This is a genomic window from Pseudomonas sp. Pseusp15 (assembly GCF_059492165.1).
This window is the reverse complement of sequence record NZ_CP168523.1, coordinates 3,805,604-3,827,195: the sequence shown is the minus strand read 5'-3', so window position 1 is coordinate 3,827,195 and position 21,592 is coordinate 3,805,604. Positions and strand designations below refer to the sequence as shown.

The following is a 21,592-nucleotide window of genomic DNA, read 5'->3' as shown; positions in this document are numbered from 1 at the left end:
CAAAAGAACCCGCCCAATCGGCGGGTTTTTTTTGAGGGGCTGAATTTCAGGCAAAAAAAAGCCAGCAATTACGCTGGCTTGAGCTTTCAGGATGAATCAGGAAACGTCTGCAGCCATTTCGGCATCATGGGCGATCAGCGAAACCAGAGCGTTTTGCTGGCGGTGGGAGAGTTGGCGGAAGCGTTGCAGCAGTTCGCGTTCGTGTAATGACAGCTCGGGGCTGTCCAGGCGCATGCTCAATTCTTCGCCCAACGCGCCTTCCTGAATAAGACTCTGCTCAAGACGCGCGATGATTTCGGAATTCATGCTGCGATGATGATTGCGAGCCACCTCGGCAATGCGTTCACGCATTCCGTCTGGCAGACGTACGACGAACTTGTCAGCCGTACGGCTGGAATAAATTGCCTGTTTCAATGGGCGCATATATTTAACCGGTTAGTTCAGGGGAGCGGTTCTCGGGATAGGCCGCAGGATGTCAGATAGGACAAGCACTCCGACCAAATGTTCAACCTGAATTGATAGAGGCGCGCATCATGCCTCAAATTAGCCAGATCATTGGCGTCAATTCTGTGACAAATATTGATCTGGGTAAAGGCTTAATGCCAGCACCTATTATCAGAAATGCGGACTGGTTTGAAAACATTCCATGAGTCCGTATCGCTGACCGCGTCCTCTTGCCCGACAGGTGATGCCCGAAGACGCCTGAAGGTGCATGCTATGCGGATTCGATCCTTGTTCCTTACCTTAACAGGATAGTGGCAAATGGCCGATTTACTAGGGCAGACGGACGGTATGGGATGATTTCAGGATGGATGGCAGGCTGATTTATTTAATGGGGCCTTCGGGATCCGGCAAGGACAGCCTCATCGAAGCCGCTCGCGGGCCGTTGCGGGTGCGCAATTGTGAAGTCGTGCGGCGGGTTATTACGCGCTCGGCTGAGTCCGTCGGCGAAGACGCCATTGAGGTGTCCCGCGAAGAGTTCGAGCGACGCAGAAACAATGGGGATTTCGCGCTTTCGTGGCAGGCCAATGGGCTCGATTACGGTATTCCTGTGCGTATAGACCAGTGGCTCAAGGAAGGACGCGATGTGCTGATCAATGCTTCGCGCGGCCACCTGACAGAAGCGCAACAGCGCTATCCCACGCTGTTGCCGGTGCTGTTGACGGTCAAGGATGACGTTCTGCGAGAGCGCCTGCTACGGCGGGGGCGTGAAAGCCCGGCAGAAATTGAAGCGAGACTGTGCCGCAATGCGCTGTTCACGGCTGACGACACAATCGGTGATACGCAAATCCGTCGACTCGATAACTCCGGCGACCTTGCGGTCACCGTTGCCAGTCTTCTGGAGTTGCTGAGCGTCAGCGCAGAACCGGATCGAACTTGATCTTGCGCCCGGCGATCAGCGCCAGCACGAACAGCGCACTGAACACGCCGCAGGCAATCAGGGGCAGGGTGACGATCGTGTCCTGGACTAATGACAGATGAAGGATGCCACTCAGTAGAGCGAGGATGAGAAACCCTGCGGCTGATTTGGACATGCTGTGCTTCCTGATGAGGTGGTTCAAAATACCAAGCGTTCAAAAGACTGCGTGCGGGGTTGAAGACTTTCCTGGCTCAGCTCTTGGCTGACAAAACTGCGTTGATCGCTCGTGACTGCCCACTGAGGCGCTTTTTGCAGCTGCAGGTCATGGGGCGTGCGTTGGGCAACCATCGCAGCGTCGTTTGCGGGGAAGAACTGAAAACCCAACAGAACCGCCAGGGCGACTGCATTCGCGACTAAAAGAGCGCTGTTCATGGGGCTGATCTCCTTCGTTCTTTGAGAACAGTCGAAGCAGCCCGCATGCCAAAAGTTTAACGGCTATTAAATCCTTTAAAAACAAAGAATTACGCTATTTTAACAAAATGCCGGCATTGCATTTTGCAATGATGGCATTTTGCGGTGATGCAATTTGCACGGTAAACAAAGCCACGCTACCGTGGGGCGTCTGCCTACACTTAAAAAGCCCCACGGACGACATGACAAAAGCGGGCCTGCCCGTTAACATGCACGCCGTCCATCGCCGCGCATTCCTTGCGCGCAACTTGTGTCTCAGTAGCTCAATTGGATAGAGCATCCCCCTCCTAAGGGGAAGGTTGGCAGTTCGAACCTGCCCTGGGACACCATATAATCCAAGGCCTACAGCGTCTTTTTGTTTCTCTGCTTAACCCTCATGGGTGCTAGGTGGGTGCAACAGGTATGCTTTAAGCAAAGAAAAGCCCTGCTCAGATTGTTATCTGGCGGGGCTTTTTCATAACTGTCGTGTCATGCGGTCTATCGACTCTTTCCCGATCAATCGTGAAAATGGACGCGCTGCGCGTACCACCAACACGCCCAGACGATGGTGATCACCAGGGAGGCGACGCAGAAGATTATGGTCTGACGCGCATTGCCAAGATCCTCTCGGGCAAGCAAGCCAAGCGCCTGGAGGGCAGCCCCCCCAAAAAGCGCCAGGAACCCCATTCGCCAGGCGAACATGCGCTGTCGGTAAACGTCGAAAGCCAGCGGGAGCATAACGGCGCCATAGATTACGGAAAGATAGCGAAGTCTAACGTCTGCATAATGGGTAAAGACCGAACCACTTGGATCGCCCAGGGAAGGCTGGATATCCGTTATGGCAGAAACGCAGAACATGAGCCCTTGGAGGGCGAGCATCGCTGTGACAATCACGATGACAGTGGGTGGCCGCTTTTGGGTGCTCCGAAGCTCATCGGGCGGCAAACCTTTTGATGCAATCGCGACCTGATTACTCAGCGCCGTGCGAATGACCTCAGACAGCCATGCCTGATCGTTGCGGGAAAACCACATACAGATCCGCATCACGCCAATCCCACAGGCCATCATCGCAAGCCCCTCCAGCGGCATGAATGTGGCGTGCGGCCCAGGTACGGCGGTAAACAACGCCAATGCTGTAAAAAGCACACAAAACCCCAACCAGAAGCCCATGAAGAGCTTAACGGACCAGTGCAGCGCAAAACGCCCGGTTAGCACGACCTGGTTTTGGCGCACCTGGAATCGGCCGACGAAAAGTGGCTTGAATGAGTTGCGTACCATCGGGATGACACGTTGGAGCGAAACGCGAGACTCTGTCACCGTTCCCACGGCCGCTTCTCGAAAAGGTGTAAACATAGCCCAGTGCCGGGTCGCGCCTTTCAGGCGCTCAACAGATTCCGCCAGTCCGAACGAGCTCTCAAACTCGACCAGATCCGATCCCACCCAAAGTTCCCTCATCCATCGGAACATACACCCCCCTCTGGGCGCGTCATGCTTGGATTTCACGTTGGTATCGTGCAATTCATATTCGACCTTCCCTGGTCTCCACCATCATCAACTGCTCAACTCCAGCCCACTATCACGCCGTCAGCGTATGCTCCGCATCCCCGAACCAGGTGCGCACCAGATCGGGCCCAGGCGTACCAGCGTGGTCAAGCACCGCCACATCGACGAAATTCTTGCCATTGCTTGCGCCATCAGGGTCTACCTTCACGGTGATGTCGTTGCCGGTCTGCACCACTTGGACAAAGTCCGACACCTGGCTGGTGCCGGCGACGAAGTTGGCCTTGAGCAGTGCGGAGAGGTCGATTTTGTCCCCTTCGGCGTAGTTGTAGTCGAGGATATGGTCGCCGCCTTCATTCACGTTGAAGTAGGCAAACACGTCGGCTCCCGCGCCACCGCTGAGCGTGTCTGCACCGCCACGGCCCACGATGATGTCGTTGCCGTCGCCACCATTGATCGTGTCTGCGAGCATGGTGCCCACCAGCGTGCCGCTGGATTCTCCGTGGTAACTGACTTGAGTGCCGGCCGCGCCGCCGTCGGTGACCTGGAAGTCTTCCGCCGAGTAATGCCCCAACAGGTTCACCTCGGCCCGATGCACGCCGTCGTCCACTGTCAGCAGGCCGCCGGCGCCAGAGGCGTTGGTGTTGTAGCTGAGTTGGGTGTTGGCGCCGAAAGCGAGATTGCCGAACGTCAGCATGTCATTGCTCTCAAGGCCGAGGATGCCGGCCAGCGAGCCCGCTGTTTCGGCCTGTGCGATCACCAGCGTACCCGCGCCTTCGCCGTGGAAGGCGACGGACCCGTGTGCAGCACCGGAGAAGGTCAGGGTTGCGTTACCGTCGATGGTCGCGCTGCCGTCGCCGGTCACGTCGGCCAGCAGGCGCAGGTCACCACCATTGGCCCACAGGTGGCCGGTGTTTTCGACCGTACTGGCCACCGTCATGCCGCCTGGGCCCGTGGACTCCAGCACCCCGCTGTTGGTGATGGTGTGGGTGCCGGTGTCGAGCACCAGGCTGTTCAGCCCGCTGGCCATGATCAGCCCCGAATTGATCAGCACCATCTGCCCGGCACCCAACTGGCCGGCGCCGGAAATGCGGTTGTCGACGTTGTTCAGTACGGTGTCGGCGCTGCCGCCGAAAATCACGTTTTGCGCGTTGTCGGATAGCAGCACCTGGCCGCCACCGGTCAAGGTCGCGCCACGGAACAGAACCTCAAGGCTGGTCGCGCTGCCGGCGGAGCCGAGCTCGATGGTGCCGCTGTTATGGATACTGCCACCGAACGGCATGATCGCGCCGTCGGCAATGGTGAGGGTACCGGTGTTGTTGGTGAGCGGGTCGACATCGAACTGGAAGTTCGCTTCGCTCAAGCTCGCCGCATCGACACCTTTCAGGGTGATCGTCTGGCCAGTGCCTATGCTGACCAGCGCATTGCCGTTTGCGTCGTTAGTGATGCTCAAGTCAGCAAAGCCGGTGACGCCTGTGAAGCCGATCAGGTCGATCTTGTCCGCTGCGGCATCGAAGTTGTAGATCTGGTTGTTGCCGATCGGCTGGGCGAAGACGAAGGTGTCGGCACCGGACGAGCCGGTCAGGTTGTCGTTGAGGGACAAGGCGAAGATTGGTGAGCCTGGGGCGTAAGCCTCTACGTTGTCCGAGATGATGGCGCTTCCTGTGGTCCCGTCTGCATTGGTCCAAGTCTCCGTTACATGTAACACCATAGCGCCGACGTAGCCTGCCGTCGTAGTGACGGTGAGTACCGAGGGGTCGATAGTGGTGACCGACCAACTGCCGCCGCCGAGATGCGTGGCGCCGTTCACTATCCAGTCCGCTGGAACACCGGTGATCGTTACCGTGACAGGAAGACTGTGATCCGCCGACGGGTTGACCAGAGCCAAGTTGATCGGCTCGCCGGCGGTGCCTGCCGGGTGAGTGACCGACCATGTAACGCTGGTCGTGCTGAACGCGCTGGCACCCCCGCCTGAGCCAGGGTCGACCTTCGTCGCAAACGTGCCCGACGTCTGATCCCACGCCTTGTAGGTTAGATCTCCCGCATTTCCGTTACCGGTCATGCGTACTAAGTCTCCGCTACGTAGCAGCAGCGCCGAGTTCGTACTTACCGTGCCGACATCTGTCCACGTCGATCCACTGTCTGTTGAGTACTGCCACTTGCCAGTAGAGCCATTTGTGCGGGTCGCAGCGGTGATCGCGATGCCCTTCAGTGCACCACTGTCCACATCAGTGGAACTCAGGAACGAACTCACCAACACACCGCCGCTGACATTGACCGACGTCGGAGCTGTCCCGGACAGTACCGGCGCGTCATTGACCGCGGTGATGTTGATGTTGATCGTGTCGCTGTCGCTCAATGCACCACCAGTGCCCGTGTTGCCACCGTCATTGGTCAGCATGGTCAGGGTGACCGTGCCGTTGGCATTGGCAACCGGGGTGTAGGTTGGCTGGTTGGCGACCGTGGCCAGGTAAGTGTTGATGTTGGCGAGGGTGCCGGTGAGCACGATGCTGCTGGTGCCCGAGCCACTGACCGAGACACTGCCCGCTGTCGCGGCCGTCAACGAGCCGCTGCCGACCGTGAGCGTAACCGAGATGTTGCCAGCGCCTGCGTCGACGTCTGCCACCGACAGACCGCTGAGCTTGAATGCGGCGTCTTCATTCGTCGTGTAGCTTGCCGGCAGCGTGTTCACCGGTGCGTCATTGAGCGCGGTGATGTTGATGTTGATCGTGTCGCTGTCGCTCAGCGCACCACCAGTGCCCGTGTTGCCGCCGTCATTAGTCAGCATGGTCAGGGTGACCGTACCGTTGGCATTGGCAGCTGGGGTGTAGGTCGGCTGGTTGGCGACCGTGGCCAGGTAAGTGTTGATGTTGGTGAGGGTACCCGTGAGCACGATGCTGCTGGTGCCTGAGCCGCTGATCGTGACACTGCCTGCTGTCGCGGCCGTTAACGAGCCGCTGTCGACCGTGAGCGTGACCGAGATGCTGCCAGCGCCTGCGTCGACGTCTGCCACCGACAGACCGCTGAGCTTGAATGCAGTGTCTTCATTCGTCGTGTAGCTTGCCGGCAGTGTGTTCACCGGAGTGTCGTTGAGCGCGGTGATGTTGATGTTGATCGTGTCGCTGTCGCTCAGTGCACCACCAGTGCCCGTGTTGCCACCGTCATTGGTCAGCATGGTCAGGGTGACCGTACCGTTGGCATTGGCAACCGGGGTGTAGGTCGGCTGGTTGGCGACCGTGGCCAGGTAAGTGTTGATGTTGGCGAGGGTACCCGTGAGTACGATGCTGCTGGTGCCCGAGCCGCTGACCGAGACACTGCCCGCTGTCGCGGCCGTCAACGAGCCGCTGCCGACCGTGAGCGTAACCGAGATGTTGCCAGCGCCTGCGTCGACGTCTGCCACCGACAGACCGCTGAGCTTGAATGCGGCGTCTTCATTCGTCGTGTAGCTTGCCAGCAACGTGTTCACCGGTGCGTCATTGAGCGCGGTGATGTTGATGTTGATCGTGTCGCTGTCGCTCAACGCACCACCAGTGCCCGTGTTGCCGCCGTCATTGGTCAGCATGGTCAGGGTGACCGTACCGTTGGCATTGGCAATCGGGGTGTAGGTTGGCTGGTTGGCGACCGTGGCCAGGTAAGTGTTGATGTTGGCGAGGGTACCCGTGAGCACGATGCTGCTGGTGCCCGAGCCACTGACCGAGACACTGCCCGCTGTCGCGGCCGTCAACGAGCCGCTGCCGACCGTGAGCGTAACCGAGATACTGCCAGCGCCTGCGTCGACGTCTGCCACCGACAGACCGCTGAGCTTGAATGCGGCGTCTTCATTCGTCGTGTAGCTTGCCGGCAACGTGTTCACCGGGGCGTCATTGAGCGCGGTGATGTTGATGTTGATCGTGTCGCTGTCGCTCAGTGCACCACCAGTGCCCGTGTTGCCGCCGTCATTGGTCAGCATGGTCAGGGTGACCGCACCGTTGGCATTGGCAACCGGGGTGTAGGTTGGCTGGTTGGCGACCGTGGCCAGGTAAGTGTTGATGTTGGCGAGGGTACCCGTGAGCACGATGCTGCTGGTGCCCGAGCCACTGACCGAGACACTGCCCGCTGTCGCGGCCGTCAACGAGCCGCTGCCGACCGTGAGCGTAACCGAGATGTTGCCAGCGCCTGCGTCGACGTCTGCCACCGACAGACCGCTGAGCTTGAATGCGGCGTCTTCATTCGTCGTGTAGCTTGCCGGCAGCGTGTTCACCGGCGTGTCGTTGAGCGCAGTAATGCCGATGGTGACGCTGTGCGAGATGCTGCTGTCGATGCCGTCGCTGACCAGAACGTTCACCGTCCGATCAGAAGTGGTCGGCGTATTGCTGGAGTTGTTGTAGAGGATGCCGTCCAGAATCGTCTGGTATGTGGCCTTGCTGGCCAAACCGGTGATCGACAGCACGCCGGTGCTGGTGGTGTAGCTGACCGTCAGGCCGGCCGCTGCGGTAGTGGCGCTCGCGTTAAGTGATAGCGACTCGGTGGTGTTGCCGTCAGGGCGCACCGTCAGCGTCGCCGTCATCGAGGTCAGGTTGGCCGAGTCGACGTCGGTAATGGTCGCCGACGGGGCGATCAGCACGGAGGTCTGTTCGGTGAAGGCTGCGGTCGCGTCGTTGCCGGGGCTTCCACCGTTCAGGTCGGTTACCGGTGCATCGTTAGTGCCGTTGATGGTGACGCTGACCGAGGTCTCGGTGCCATCAGCACTGAGTACCGCGAAGGTGTCGGTCAGGCTGTCGCCGACATTGAGTGCATCGAAGGCCGAGTTGGCGGTATAGCTCCAGTTACCCGCGGCATCGATGGCGAAGGCCCCGTTGACGCCAGCGGTGCCGGACTGCGCCTGGAAGCTTTCCGGGCTGTCGATATCGCTGATGGTCAGGCTGCCGCCGGTGGTCAGCGGAGCATTGGTTTCGGTCAGCGTGACGCTGGCCGAGGACAGCACTGCGGCATCGTTGCTGCCGGTGACGGTCACGGTCACCAGTTGGGTGTCGACGCCGCCCAGGCCATCGCTGACCTGCACGCTGAACACTTCATCGTGACTCTCGCCGGCCTTCAGTGATTGCACGGCACTGGCGACGCCATCGCTGCCGTTGGCCAGGGTGTAGGTCCACTGGCCCGTGCTGTCGACGGCGATCGAGCCGTAGGTTCCAGTTGCCGAGCCATTGATCGACCAAGTGGCGGTGGCATTGTGATCAATGTCGCTCGAACTGAACTGGCCGCTGACGCTGAGGGTGGTGTCTTCCTGCACTGCACCAAGCTCGTTGCCGCTGGCGAAACTGAGTACGGGGGCGTCATTGCTGCCGGTGACAGTGACGGTCACCTGCTGGGTGTCGACGCCGCCGAGGCCGTCGCTGACCTGGATGGTGAACACTTCGTTGTGAGTCTCGCCGGCCTGCAGCGACTGCACGGCACTGGCAACGCCATCGGTGCCGTTGGCCAGGGTGTAAGTCCACTGACCAGTGCTGTCGACGGCGATGGAACCGTAAGTGCCGGTATTGGACCCGGCGATGCTCCAGGTGGCGGTGGCCGCATGATCGATGTCGCTCGAGCTGAACTGGCCGCTGACGCTGAGGCTGCTGTCCTCCTGCACCGCGCCGACATCGTTGCCCGACGCGAAGCTGAGTACGGGCGCATCGTTGCTGCCGGTGACGGTGACAGTCACCTGTTGGGTGTCGACGCCACCGAGGCCATCGCTGACCTGGAGGGTGAACACTTCATTGTGAGTCTCGCCGGCCTGCAGTGATTGCACGGCACTGGCGACGCCATCGGTGCCGTTGGCCAAGGTGTAGGTCCATTGGCCCGTGCTGTCGACGGCGATCGAGCCATAGCTGCCAGTATTGGACCCGGCAATGCTCCAGGTCGCGGTGGCTGCATGATCGATGTCGCTTGAACTGAACTGGCCGCTGACGCTGAGCGTGGTGTCTTCCTGCACCGCGCCGGCATCGTTGCCGTTGGCGAAACTGAGTACGGGTGCGTCGTTGCTGCCGGTGACGGTGACAGTCACCTGCTGGGTGTCGACGCCGCCGAGGCCGTCGCTGACCTGGATGGTGAACACTTCGTTGTGACTCTCGCCGGCCTGCAACGATTGCACGGCACTGGCGACACCGTCGGTGCCATTGGCCAACGTGTAGGTCCACTGGCCGCTGCTGTCGACGGCGATCGAGCCATAAGTGCCGGTATTGGACCCGGCTATGCTCCAAGTGGCGGTGGCCGCATGGTCGATGTCGCTCGAGCTGAACTGGCCACTGACGCTGAGGGTGCTGTCTTCCTGCACCGCACCGGCATCGTTGCCCGACGCGAAGCTGAGCACCGGCGCATCGTTGCTGCCGGTGACGGTGACAGTCACCTGCTGGGTGTCGACGCCACCGAGGCCATCGCTGACCTGCACGCTGAACACTTCGTCATGGCTCTCGCCGGCTTTCAGTGATTGCACGGCACTGGCAACGCCATCGGTGCCGTTGGCCAGGGTGTAGGTCCACTGACCGCTGCCGTCGACGGCGATCGAGCCGTAGGTTCCGGTTGCCGAGCCATTGATCGACCAGGTGGCAGTGGCTGCATGGTCGATGTCGCTCGAGCTGAACTGGCCGCTGACGCTGAGGGTGCTGTCCTCCTGCACGGCGCCGACATCGTTGCCGCTGGCGAAGCTGAGCACTGGCGCATCGTTGCTGCCGGTGACAGTGACGGTCACCTGCTGGGTGTCGACGCCACCGAGGCCATCGCTGACCTGCACGCTGAACACTTCGTTATGACTCTCGTCGGCCTGCAGTGATTGCACGGCACTGGCAACGCCATCGGTGCCGTTGGCCAGGGTGTAAGTCCACTGACCGCTGCCGTCGACGGCGATCGAGCCGTAAGTGCCGGTATTGGACCCGGCGATGCTCCAGGTGGCGGTGGCCGCATGATCGATGTCGCTCGAGCTGAACTGGCCGCTGACGCTGAGGCTGCTGTCCTCCTGCACCGCGCCCACCTCATTGCCCGACGCGAAGCTCAGCACCGGCGCGTCATTGCTGCCGGTGATAGTGACGGTCACCTGCTGGGTGTCGACGCCGCCGAGGCCATCGCTGACCTGGATGGTGAACACTTCATTGTGAGTCTCGCCGGCCTGCAACGATTGCACGGCACTGGCGACGCCATTGGTGCCGTTGGCCAGGGTGTAGGTCCACTGACCGCTGCTGCTGTCGACGGCGATCGAGCCGTAGCTGCCGGTGTTGGACCCGGCAATGCTCCAGGTCGCGGTGGCTGCATGATCGATGTCGCTTGAACTGAACTGGCCACTGACGCTGAGGGTGCTGTCCTCCTGCACGGCGCCGAAATCGTTGCCCGACGAGAAGCTGAGTACCGGTGCGTCATTGCTGCCGGTGACAGTGACGGTCACCTGCTGGGTGTCGACGCCGCCCAGGCCATCACTGACCTGGATGCAGAACACTTCATCGTGACTCTCGCCGGCCTGCAACGACTGCACGGCACTGGCGACGCCATCGGTGCCATTGGCCAGCGTGTAGGTCCACTGACCGCTGCCGTCGACGGCGATCGAGCCGTAGGTTCCAGTTGCCGAGCCATTGATGGACCAGGTGGCAGTGGCTGCATGGTCGATGTCGCTTGAGCTGAATTGGCCGCTGACGCTGAGCGTGCTGTCTTCCTGCACTGCACCAAGCTCGTTGCCGCTCGCAAAGCTGAGTACGGGTGCGTCGTTGCTGCCGGTGACGGTCACGGTCACCTGCTGGGTGTCGACACCGCCCAGGCCATCGCTGACCTGCACGCTGAACACTTCGTCGTGACTCTCGCCGGCCTTCAGTGACTGAACGGCACTGGCAACGCCATCGGTGCCGTTGGCCAGGGTGTAAGTCCATTGGCCCGTGCTGTCGACGGCGATCGAGCCGTAGGTTCCAGTGGCCGAACCATTGATCGACCAAGTGGCGGTGGCATCGTGGTCGATGTCGCTTGAGCTGAATTGGCCGCTGACGCTGAGCGTGCTGTCTTCCTGCACGGCGCCGACATCGTTGCCCGACGCAAAGCTGAGCACGGGCGCATCGTTGCTGCCGGTGACGGTGACAGTCACCTGCTGGGTGTCGACGCCGCCGAGGCCATCGCTGACCTGGATGGTGAACACTTCATCGTGACTCTCGCCGGCCTGCAACGACTGCACGGCACTGGCGACGCCGTCGCTGCCATTGGCCAACGTGTAGGTCCATTGGCCGCTGCCGTCGACGGCGATTGAGCCATAAGTGCCGGTATTGGACCCGGCAATGCTCCAGGTGGCGGTAGCATCGTGGTCGATGTCGCTCGAGCTGAACTGGCCACTGACGCTGAGGCTGCTGTCCTCCTGCACCGCGCCGACATCGTTGTCGCTGGCGAAGCTGAGTACCGGGGCGTCATTGCTGCCGGTGACGGTGACAGTCACCTGCTGGGTGTCGACGCCACCGAGGCCATCACTGACCTGCACGCTGAACACTTCGTTGTGAGTCTCGCCGGCCTGCAGCGATTGCACGGCACTGGCGACACCATCGGTGCCATTGGCCAAGGTGTAAGTCCACTGACCGCTGCCGTCGACGGCGATCGAGCCGTAAGTGCCGGTATTGGACCCGGCGATGCTCCAGGTGGCGGTGGCCGCATGATCGATGTCGCTTGAACTGAACTGGCCGCTGACGCTGAGGGTGGTGTCTTCCTGCACCGCACCCACCTCATTGCCCGACGCGAAGCTGAGCACCGGCGCATCGTTGCTGCCGGTGACGGTGACGGTCACCTGCTGGGTGTCGACGCCGCCGAGGCCATCGCTGACCTGGATGGTGAACACTTCATCGTGACTCTCGCCGGCCTGCAACGACTGCACGGCACTGGCGACGCCGTCGCTGCCATTGGCCAAGGTGTAGGTCCATTGACCGCTGCTGTCGACGGCGATCGAGCCATAAGTGCCGGTATTGGACCCGGCAATGCTCCAGGTCGCGGTGGCGTCGTGGTCGATGTCGCTTGAGCTGAACTGACCGCTGACGCTGAGGGAGCTGTCTTCCTGCACCGTGCCGGCATCGTTGCCGCTGGCGAAGCTGAGCACCGGCGCATCGTTGCTGCCGGTGACAGTGACGGTCACTTGCTGGGTGTCGACGCCGCCGAGGCCGTCGCTGACCTGGATGGTGAACACTTCGTTGTGAGTCTCGCCGGCCTGCAGCGATTGCACGGCACTGGCGACGCCATCGGTGCCGTTGGCCAAGGTGTACGTCCATTGGCCGCTGCTGCCGTCGACGGCGATCGAGCCGTAGGTTCCAGTTGCCGAGCCATTGATCGACCAAGTGGCGGTGGCATCGTGGTCGATGTCGCTTGAGCTGAATTGGCCACTGACGCTGAGGGTGCTGTCTTCCTGCACTGCACCAAGCTCGTTGCCGCTGGCGAAACTGAGCACCGGTGCGTCGTTGCTACCGCTGACGGTGACGGTCACCTGCTGGGTGTCGATACCGCCGAGGCCATCGCTGACCTGAATGGTGAACACCTCGTTATGACTCTCGCCGGCCTGCAACGATTGCACGGCACTGGCGACGCCATCGCTGCCGTTGGCCAAGGTGTAGGTCCATTGGCCGCTGCTGTCGACGGCGATTGAGCCATAAGTGCCGTTAGCTGTTCCGGCAATGCTCCAGGTCGCCGTGGCAGCATGATCGATGTCGCTTGAACTGAACTGGCCGCTGACGCTGAGGGTGGTGTCCTCCTGCACGGCGCCGACATCGTTGCCGCTCGCAAAGCTGAGCACCGGCGCATCGTTGCTGCCGGTGACGGTCACGGTCACCTGTTGGGTGTCGACGCCGCCGAGGCCATCGCTGACCTGCACGCTGAACACTTCGTTATGACTCTCGCCGGCTTTCAGCGACTGCACGGCACCGGCGACGCCATCGCTGCCGTTGGCCAAGGTGTAAGTCCATTGGCCAGTGCTGTCGACGGCGATTGAGCCGTAGGTCCCAGTTGCCGAGCCATTGATCGACCAGGTCGCGGTGGCCGCATGGTCGATGTCGCTCGAGCTGAACTGGCCGCTGACGCTGAGGGTGCTGTCCTCCTGCACGGCGCCGACATCGTTGTCGCTGGCGAAGCTGAGCACCGGCGCGTCGTTGCTGCCGGTGACGGTCACGGTCACCTGCTGGGTGTCGACGCCGCCGAGGCCGTCGCTGACCTGGATGCTGAACACCTCGTCATGGCTCTCGCCGGCCTGCAGTGATTGCACGGCACTGGCGACGCCATCGGTGCCGTTGGTCAAGGTGTAGGTCCATTGGCCCGTGCTGTCGACGGCGATTGAGCCGTAGCTGCCGGCATTGGACCCGGCAATGCTCCAGGTGGCGGTGGCATTGTGATCGATGTCACTCGAGCTGAATTGGCCGCTGACGCTGAGCGTGCTGTCTTCCTGCACCGCACCGACATCGTTGCCCGACGCGAAGCTCAGCACCGGCGCGTCATTGCTGCCGGTGACGGTGACAGTCACCTGCTGGGTGTCGACACCGCCGAGGCCGTCGCTGACCTGGATGGTGAACACTTCGTTGTGACTCTCGCCGGCCTGCAACGACTGCACGGCACTGGCGACGCCATCGGTGCCGTTGGCCAGGGTGTACGTCCATTGACCGCTGCCGTCGACGGCGATCGAGCCGTAGGTTCCAGTTGCCGAGCCATTGATCGACCAAGTGGCGGTGGCATCGTGGTCGATGTCGCTTGAGCTGAATTGGCCACTGACGCTGAGGGTGCTGTCTTCCTGCACTGCACCAAGCTCGTTGCCGCTGGCGAAACTGAGTACGGGTGCGTCGTTGCTACCGGTGACGGTGACGGTCACCAGTTGGGTGTCGACGCCGCCCAGGCCATCGCTGACCTGGATGGTGAACACTTCATTGTGAGTCTCGCCGGCCTTCAGTGACTGAACGGCACTGGCGACACCGTCGCTGCCGTTGGCCAGGGTGTAGGTCCACTGGCCCGTGCTGTCGACGGCGATCGAGCCGTAGGTTCCAGTTGCCGAGCCATTGATCGACCAAGTGGCGGTGGCATTGTGATCAATGTCGCTCGAACTGAACTGGCCGCTGACGCTGAGGGTGGTGTCTTCCTGCACTGCACCAAGCTCGTTGCCGCTGGCGAAGCTGAGTACGGGCGCGTCATTGCTGCCGGTGACGGTGACAGTCACTTGCTGGGTGTCGACGCCGCCGAGGCCATCGCTGACCTGGATGGTGAACACTTCATTGTGACTCTCGCCGGCCTGCAGCGACTGCACGGCACTGGCAACGCCATCGCTGCCGTTGGCCAAGGTGTAAGTCCACTGACCGCTGCTGTCGACGGCGATCGAGCCGTAGGTCCCAGTGGCCGAGCCATTGATCGACCAGGTCGCGGTGGCCGCGTGGTCGATGTCGCTTGAACTGAACTGGCCGCTGACGCTGAGGGTGGTGTCTTCCTGCACAGCACCAAGCTCGTTGCCCGACGCGAAGCTGAGTACCGGTGCATCGTTGCTGCCGGTGACGGTGACAGTCACTTGCTGGGTGTCGACGCCGCCCAGGCCGTCGCTGACCTGGATGCTGAACACCTCGTCATGGCTCTCGCCGGCCTGCAGCGATTGCACGGCACTGGCGACACCATCGGTGCCATTGGCCAACGTGTAGGTCCATTGACCGCTGCTGTCGACGGCGATTGAGCCATAAGTGCCGTTAGCTGTTCCGGCAATGCTCCAAGTGGCGGTGGCATTGTGGTCGATGTCGCTTGAGCTGAACTGGCCGCTGACGCTGAGGGAGCTGTCTTCCTGCACCGCGCCCAGCTCATTGCCCGACGCGAAACTGAGTACCGGGGCGTCGTTGCTGCCGGTGACAGTGACGGTCACTTGCTGGGTGTCGACGCCGCCGAGGCCGTCGCTGACCTGGATGGTGAACACTTCGTTGTGACTCTCGCCGGCCTGCAACGATTGCACGGCACTGGCGACACCGTCGGTGCCATTGGCCAACGTGTAGGTCCACTGACCGGTGCCGTCCACGGCGATCGAGCCGTAGGTTCCAGTTGCCGAGCCATTGATCGACCAGGTGGCGGTGGCCGCATGGTCGATGTCGCTTGAACTGAACTGGCCACTGACGCTGAGCGTGGTGTCTTCCTGCACCGCGCCGGCATCGTTGCCCGATGCGAAGCTGAGCACTGGCGCATCGTTGCTGCCGGTGACGGTGACAGTCACCTGCTGGGTGTCGACACCGCCGAGGCCGTCGCTGACCTGGACGGTGAACACTTCGTTGTGACTCTCGCCGGCCTGCAACGACTGCACGGCACTGGCGACGCCATCGGTGCCGTTGGCCAAGGTGTAAGTCCACTGACCGCTGCCGTCGACGGCGATCGAGCCGTAGCTGCCGGTGTTTGACCCGGCAATGCTCCAGGTCGCGGTGGCGGCATGATCGATGTCGCTTGAACTGAACTGGCCGCTGACGCTGAGCGTGCTGTCTTCCTGCACCGCACCGACATCATTGCCCGACGCGAAACTGAGCACCGGCACATCGTTGCTGCCGGTAATGGTGATGCTGACAGTCTGCGTTGCCGAAGCAGCGTTAGCCGCGCCGCTGTCATCGGTGGCGACCACCGTGTACGAGAAGGTGATGGTTTCACCCGCGCCGAGGAAGTCGAGGTTCTGGCTGGTGCTGTAATCCCAGCTGTCCTGATCGACCGAGAAGCCGGCGACCAGTGCCGAAGCCACGCCCGCATTGAGTGTGCCGCCGCTCCAGGTGATGTCGCCGTTGGCGGTGTGCGACACGGTCACCACGTCGGTGCTGTCCAGATCGGCAAAGCTCAGTGCGCCGCTGTCGCTCAGCATCGCCGCGCCATCGCCTTCGTTCATCGCGCCGGTGGTGTCGGCAATTGTCAGGGTTGGTTGGTCGTTGGTGCCGGTGATAGTCACGTCCACAGTGGAGCTCGAAAGTGCGCCGTGTTCGTCCTGCATGGTGTAGCTGAGCGTTACGTGCTGGACGGCACCTTGCGCCAGGTGATCGAAGTCGCTGCCAGGATTGAACAGCAATTGGTTGGCGACCACGCTGGCGGTGCCTTGGCCGATCGGCGCGCTGGCGCTGTTCAGGGTGAACTGGTGGCCGTCATCGACGTCGGTGTCGTTGGCCAGCACGTCGATGGTCAGGGATTGGTTTTCCGTGCCAGCGGCGACATCGGCCACCGCGATCGGGCCGTCGTTGGTGCCGGTGATAGTCACGTCCACCGTACTAGACGAAAGCGCGCCGTGTTCGTCCTGCATGGTGTAGCTGAGCGTCACGTGCGCGACCGCACCCTGTGCCAGATGGTCGAAGTCGCTGCCGGGGGTGAATACCAGCTGATTGGCGACCACGCTGGCCGAGCCTTGGCCGAGCGGGGCGCTGGCGCTGTTCAGGGTGAACAGATGGCCCTCATCGACGTCGGTGTCGTTGGCCAGCACGTCGATGGTCAGGGATTGGTTTTCCGTGCCAGCGGCGACATCGGCCACCGCGATCGGACCGTCGTTGGTGCCGGTGATAGTGACGTCCACAGTACTAGACGAAAGCGCGCCGTGTTCGTCCTGCATGGTGTAGCTGAGTGTCACGTGCGCGACCGCGCCTTGTGCCAGATGGTCGAAGTCGCTGCCGGGGGTGAATACCAGCTGATTGGCGACCACGCTGGCCGAGCCTTGGCCGAGCGGGGCGCTGGCGCTGTTCAGGGTGAACAGATGACCCTCATCGACGTCGGTGTCGTTGGCCAGCACGTCGATGGTCAGGGATTGGTTTTCCGTGCCAGCGGCGACATCGGCCACCGCGATCGGGCCGTCGTTGGTGCCGGTGATAGTGACATCCACGGTGGAACTCGAGAGCGCGCCGTGTTCGTCTTGCATGGTGTAGCTGAGTGTCACGTGCGCGACCGCGCCTTGCGCCAGATGATCAAAGTCGCTGCCAGGGGTGAACAGCAATTGGTTGGCGACCACGCTGGCGGTGCCCTGGCCGAGTGGGGCGCTGGCGCTGTTCAGGGTGAACAGATGACCGTCATCGACGTCGGTGTCGTTGGCCAGCACGTCGATGGTCAGGGATTGGTTTTCCGTGCCGGCGGCGACATCGGCCACCGCGACTGGGCCGTCGTTGGTACCAGTGATGGTCACGTCCACCGTACTAGACGAAAGCGCGCCGTGTTCGTCTTGCATGGTGTAGCTGAGTGTCACGTGCGCGACCGCGCCTTGCGCCAGATGATCAAAGTCGCTGCCAGGGGTGAACACCAACTGGTTGGCGACCACGCTGGCGGTGCCCTGGCCGAGTGGGGCACTGGCGCTGTTCAGGGTGAACAGATGACCGTTGTCGACGTCGGTGTCGTTGGCCAGCACGTCGATGGTCAGGGATTGGTTTTCCGTGCCGGCGGCGACATCGGCTACCGCGACCGGACCGTCATTGGTGCCGGTGACGGTGACCGTCACCAGGTGGGTGGCGACGCCACCGAGGCCATCGCTGACCTGCATGGTGAACACCTCAGCATGACTCTCGCCAACCTTCAGTGATTGCACGGCACTGGCAACGCCATCGGTGCCGTTGGCCAGGGTGTACGTCCACTTACCGGTGCCGTCCACGGCGATCGAACCATAGGTGCCGGTATTTGACCCGGCAATGCTCCAGGTGGCGGTGGCCGCGTGATCGATGTCGGTCGAGTTGAACTGGCCACTGACACTGAGGGTGGTGTCTTCCTTCACGGCGCCGGCATCGTTGCCGCTCGCGAAGCTGAGCACCGGTGCGTCATTGCTGCCGGTGACGGTGACGGTCACCAGATGGGTAGCGACGCCGCCGAGGCCATCGCTGACCTGGATGGTGAACACTTCGTTGTGACTTTCGCCGGCCTTCAGCGATTGCACCGCACTGGCAACGCCATCGGTGCCGTTGGCCAGGGTGTAGGTCCATTTACCGCCGCCGTCCACGGCGATCGAACCATAGGTGCCGGTATTGGACCCGGCAATGCTCCAGGTGGCGGTGGCATTATGATCGATGTCGCTCGAGCTGAACTGGCCGCTGACGCTGAGGGTGGTGTCTTCCTTCACGGCGCCGGCATCATTGCCCGTTGCGAAACTGAGCACCGGCGCGTCGTTGCTGCCGGTGACGGTGACAGTGACCAGATGGGTGGCGACGCCGCCGAGGCCATCGCTGACCTGCACGCTGAACACTTCGTTGTGACTCTCGCCAACCTTCAGTGATTGCACCGCACTGGCAACGCCATCGGTGCCGTTGGCCAGGGTGTACGTCCACTTACCGGCGCCGTCGACGGCGATCGAGCCATAGGTGCCGGTATTGGACCCGGCAATACTCCAGGTAGCCGTGGCCGCATGATCAATGTCGCTCGAGCTGAACTGGCCGCTGACGCTGAGCGTGGTGTCTTCCTGCACCGCGCCGGCATCGTTACCGGTGGCGAAACTGAGCACCGGTGCATCGTTGCTACCAGTAATGGTGATGGTCACGGTCTGCGTCGCCGAAGCAGCGTTAGCCGCGCCGCTGTTGTCGGTGGCGACCACGGTGTACGAGAAGGTGACGGTTTCACCCGCGCCGAGGAAATCGAGGTTCTGGCTGGTGCTGTAGTCCCAACTGTTGTGATCGACCGAGAAACCGGCGACCAGTGCCGAAGCCACGCCCGCATCGAGCGTGCCGCCGCTCCAGGCGATGTTGCCGTTGGAGGTGTGCGACACAGTCACCACGTCGATGTTGTCCACATCGGCAAAGCTCAGTGCACCGCTGTCGCTCAGTGTGGCCGTACCGTTGCCTTCGCTCATGGCGCCGGTGGTGTCGGCAATCGTCAGCGTCGGCCGGTCGTTGGTGCCGGTGATGGTAATGGTCACGGTCTGTACCGTGCCGTCGCCGATCGCCACGTTATAGGTCTGGGTGAGGGTCTGGCCTTCGCCCAGGAACTGCACGGCGGCGTTGTCTACCGCGAAGTGCCAGCCCAGCGAACCGCTACCGGTGCCGGTGCTGTCGTGCAGTGGATCTGTGGTGAAGCTGCCCAGGTAGCCGGAAGCGCCCGGTGTGACGGTGACGCTATGGGTGTCGATCAGGTCGGCGTCGGTGAAGGTGATGCTGCCGTTGGCGGCGTAGTCGCCACTGTCTTCCTTGGCATCGCCGGTCTGCACGCCGCTGGTGATGTGCACCTGGTCGTTGGTGCCGGTGAGGGTGATGACCACATTTTGCGTTGTCGACGAACCATGCCCATCGTTGAGGGTGACCACATAGGTTTCGGTAGCCGTCTGACCTTGGGCCAGGTACTGGGCTGCCGCATTGTTCACGGTGTAAGTCCAGTTAACGGTGCCGTTGGCCGCATTGGCCGCTTCAATGACAGAGGCAAGGCTGAAGTTGCCCAGCGCTGTGGTATTGCCTCCCGCCGCCACGAATGAAGCGGTATGCGTGTCGCTCAGATCGACATCGCTAAATGCAATCGTGCCCGTCGTACTCAGCGAATCGGTAGTGCTCGGCGTTGTGGGCGCATCTTCGGTCACCGTGCCAGCCTGCACGCTGACGTTCATCGTCACACTGTCATTCATACCGGCAAATTGCACTTGCGCAGTGGCCCAGCTGAGGGTGCCATTGCCGAGACGAATCGCATACGTAAAGCTGTCTGCCAGGGACGCTCCGGCAGCAAGCTCCTGAAGTTGCGTCTTGAAAGCAGTCGATAAGGTAGCGGCGTCGTAGCCGACTTTGCCATCCGATGTAATCCAGATTTTTGCCCCGTTGAGGCTGGTGTCGGTGCTCGTCGCCTCAATTCTGCTCGTGTCCTGGACCAGCAGATCGGCCGGGGCATAAACCTTGGTGGCAGTAGAAAGGCTGGTCGCGTTATCAACTGACCAGAGCGTCTTTGCGTTACCGCCCAGGTCATTGGACATGACATCCAGGTACACGACACCCTGCAGGTCTTCAGTGATGGTCACGTTGCTCGTGCCAATGACACCTGTAGTGAAAATGTCGTCCTGCGCCTGCGGCGTATTGGAAAACGAAGTAACGGTGCCGCCGCTGGTCGTGGTGGTGGTAGCCATGTCTTTCTCCCGAGAATGCTTTTTTTATTGGAATTGCCAGGGACTGCTAACAGGACGAAGTCCCGTGCTTGCGCCGCTCAGAGTGTTCAGGAGCGGTACGGGGCGGCTACCGGACATCGTCGACCGTCTGGGCTTGACGGGACAGGTGCTGCCGGCAGAGGGGCGCTGGTCTCGCGGGGGTGAAGAAACTCGCCGTACTTGAGGAGCGAATCGCAGGAGCGGTCGGGCGAACGTGGGCCCAAGCCTGAGGCTGCGCTGCGCGTGGCGCGCAGTATCCTGAGAGCACCCATAGGGAAGGGACTCCTGAAGTAATGGCTGGATGAGGCCGTATTTTGGTACAGCACTGATTCAGGGATACGGCCTTTCCTGATATCAGTTTGATAGGTGTTTAGTTGTGGGGTCAGGCTTTGTAAAGGTGTTAAGCGCAGGTAACAGTACGATGTGCCAATATTCCGACAAGTGGATGTTTTGGTGTCAATATTATGTCGATTTGTTTTTGGCGAAGTGCCCGCCGGCACTCAATAGTGGTGTGCCTCAAATGAGCTGAAACCCTTATGCGGCAAGGGCTGGCTGCGTAATTTCAGTGCAAGAACACTCTAAAATTGCAGCGTCAGCGGTTAGAAAAGTCCATCAGAGCATTCCCTGGCGGTTTTTTCTTGCTCGAACCACCTGACGACTTACGTGGAAAGTCCGTTATTGCTGTGCCTTACTTCTGACTCCACTCACGGAGCCAAGCAATGCGACACAGAGGTGCACAGTTCTGGTTATGGACCGACCCCCGATTACCTCACCACATCCATGAAGAAATGCTCGGTGACGGGACACAAGTGGAAGTGCGGGCACGACTGAGTCGTGAGGGGATCACCCAGGTGTTCATCGGTGTTTACGATAACCATGGGATCATGCTGTGTGAGGAGTTTCACGACAGGGGCCGTGATGAGACTTACTGTGCGGCGTTGAAGTGGGGCGCTCTACGAGCGGGCGAGATCGTCGCGGGCACGCAGGCCTTCGTTGCACCTCATCGGGTGCAACTGACGCTCGGCACGGTCATCACCGATGAGTCGGTACTGGCGCTGCGGCGGATGGAAATGAACGAACGTGAGCGTTTCAAGCTCAGCTGTGAAGATGCGTGGTCGGAATACCTGACCGCCAAAGCGGCCATGCTTGACCTCATGCGCGCGCCCAAAGTCGATCCCAGGGTCTGGGCGGACCACAAGGAGCGACTGAAGCAGGCGATTGACCGGCGCGTCTGTGTACAACGCGCCTATTTACGCTGA

7 protein-coding genes and 1 tRNA gene are annotated in these 21,592 nt (G+C 61.4%); 3 read left to right on the top strand and 5 right to left on the bottom strand.

Annotated elements, in window-relative coordinates; all coding sequences use genetic code 11:
- Nucleotides 1-96: 96 nt before the first annotated feature.
- Nucleotides 97-423 (bottom strand): Arc family DNA-binding protein, encoded by a 327-nt coding sequence (locus ACEN8R_RS17360; protein ID WP_018926380.1) that lies wholly within the window; start codon nucleotides 421-423, stop codon nucleotides 97-99.
- A 385-nt stretch (nucleotides 424-808) separates the two neighbouring features.
- On the opposite strand from ACEN8R_RS17360, the gene phnN reads away from it, so the two are divergent.
- Nucleotides 809-1,381: a phosphonate metabolism protein/1,5-bisphosphokinase (PRPP-forming) PhnN gene (phnN, locus tag ACEN8R_RS17355; protein ID WP_026286446.1), complete on the top strand. Its 573-nt coding sequence runs from the start codon at nucleotides 809-811 to the stop codon at nucleotides 1,379-1,381.
- On the opposite strand, the gene ACEN8R_RS17350 is transcribed toward phnN, so the two are convergent.
- Nucleotides 1,356-1,535 carry a PA3371 family protein gene (locus tag ACEN8R_RS17350; protein ID WP_018926378.1) on the bottom strand — a complete coding sequence of 60 codons (180 nt, stop codon included), beginning with the start codon at nucleotides 1,533-1,535 and terminating at the stop codon, nucleotides 1,356-1,358. The genes phnN and ACEN8R_RS17350 overlap by 26 nt on opposite strands.
- Nucleotides 1,536-1,558: 23 nt before the next feature.
- Complete coding sequence (locus tag ACEN8R_RS17345) at nucleotides 1,559-1,792, bottom strand: hypothetical protein (protein ID WP_018926377.1); 234 nt, start codon at nucleotides 1,790-1,792, stop codon at nucleotides 1,559-1,561.
- 291 nt (nucleotides 1,793-2,083) lie between these two features.
- On the opposite strand from ACEN8R_RS17345, the gene ACEN8R_RS17340 reads away from it, so the two are divergent.
- A tRNA-Arg gene (locus ACEN8R_RS17340) sits at nucleotides 2,084-2,160 on the top strand.
- A 166-nt stretch (nucleotides 2,161-2,326) separates the two neighbouring features.
- Here the strand turns inward: ACEN8R_RS17340 and ACEN8R_RS17335 are convergent.
- On the bottom strand, nucleotides 2,327-3,250 hold the full coding sequence (locus ACEN8R_RS17335) for a hypothetical protein (RefSeq protein WP_245220333.1): 924 nt from the start codon (nucleotides 3,248-3,250) through the stop codon (nucleotides 2,327-2,329).
- A 136-nt stretch (nucleotides 3,251-3,386) separates the two neighbouring features.
- On the bottom strand, nucleotides 3,387-20,315 hold the full coding sequence (locus ACEN8R_RS17330) for a VCBS domain-containing protein (RefSeq protein WP_495624219.1): 16,929 nt from the start codon (nucleotides 20,313-20,315) through the stop codon (nucleotides 3,387-3,389).
- A gap of 737 nt (nucleotides 20,316-21,052) precedes the next feature.
- On the opposite strand from ACEN8R_RS17330, the gene ACEN8R_RS17325 reads away from it, so the two are divergent.
- Nucleotides 21,053-21,592, top strand: a complete 540-nt coding sequence (locus tag ACEN8R_RS17325; protein WP_018926331.1) for a hypothetical protein — start codon at nucleotides 21,053-21,055, stop codon at nucleotides 21,590-21,592.

What these genes read in the sequence shown, in the direction of transcription:
- ACEN8R_RS17360 (WP_018926380.1), bottom strand. Translation starts at nt 423, where the DNA reads ATGCGCCCATTGAAACAGGCAATTTATTCCAGCCGTACGGCTGACAAG.
- ACEN8R_RS17325 (WP_018926331.1), top strand. Translation starts at nt 21,053, where the DNA reads ATGCGACACAGAGGTGCACAGTTCTGGTTATGGACCGACCCCCGATTA.
- ACEN8R_RS17330 (WP_495624219.1), bottom strand. Translation starts at nt 20,315, where the DNA reads ATGGCTACCACCACCACGACCAGCGGCGGCACCGTTACTTCGTTTTCC.
- phnN (WP_026286446.1), top strand. Translation starts at nt 809, where the DNA reads ATGGATGGCAGGCTGATTTATTTAATGGGGCCTTCGGGATCCGGCAAG.
- ACEN8R_RS17350 (WP_018926378.1), bottom strand. Translation starts at nt 1,535, where the DNA reads ATGTCCAAATCAGCCGCAGGGTTTCTCATCCTCGCTCTACTGAGTGGC.
- ACEN8R_RS17345 (WP_018926377.1), bottom strand. Translation starts at nt 1,792, where the DNA reads ATGAACAGCGCTCTTTTAGTCGCGAATGCAGTCGCCCTGGCGGTTCTG.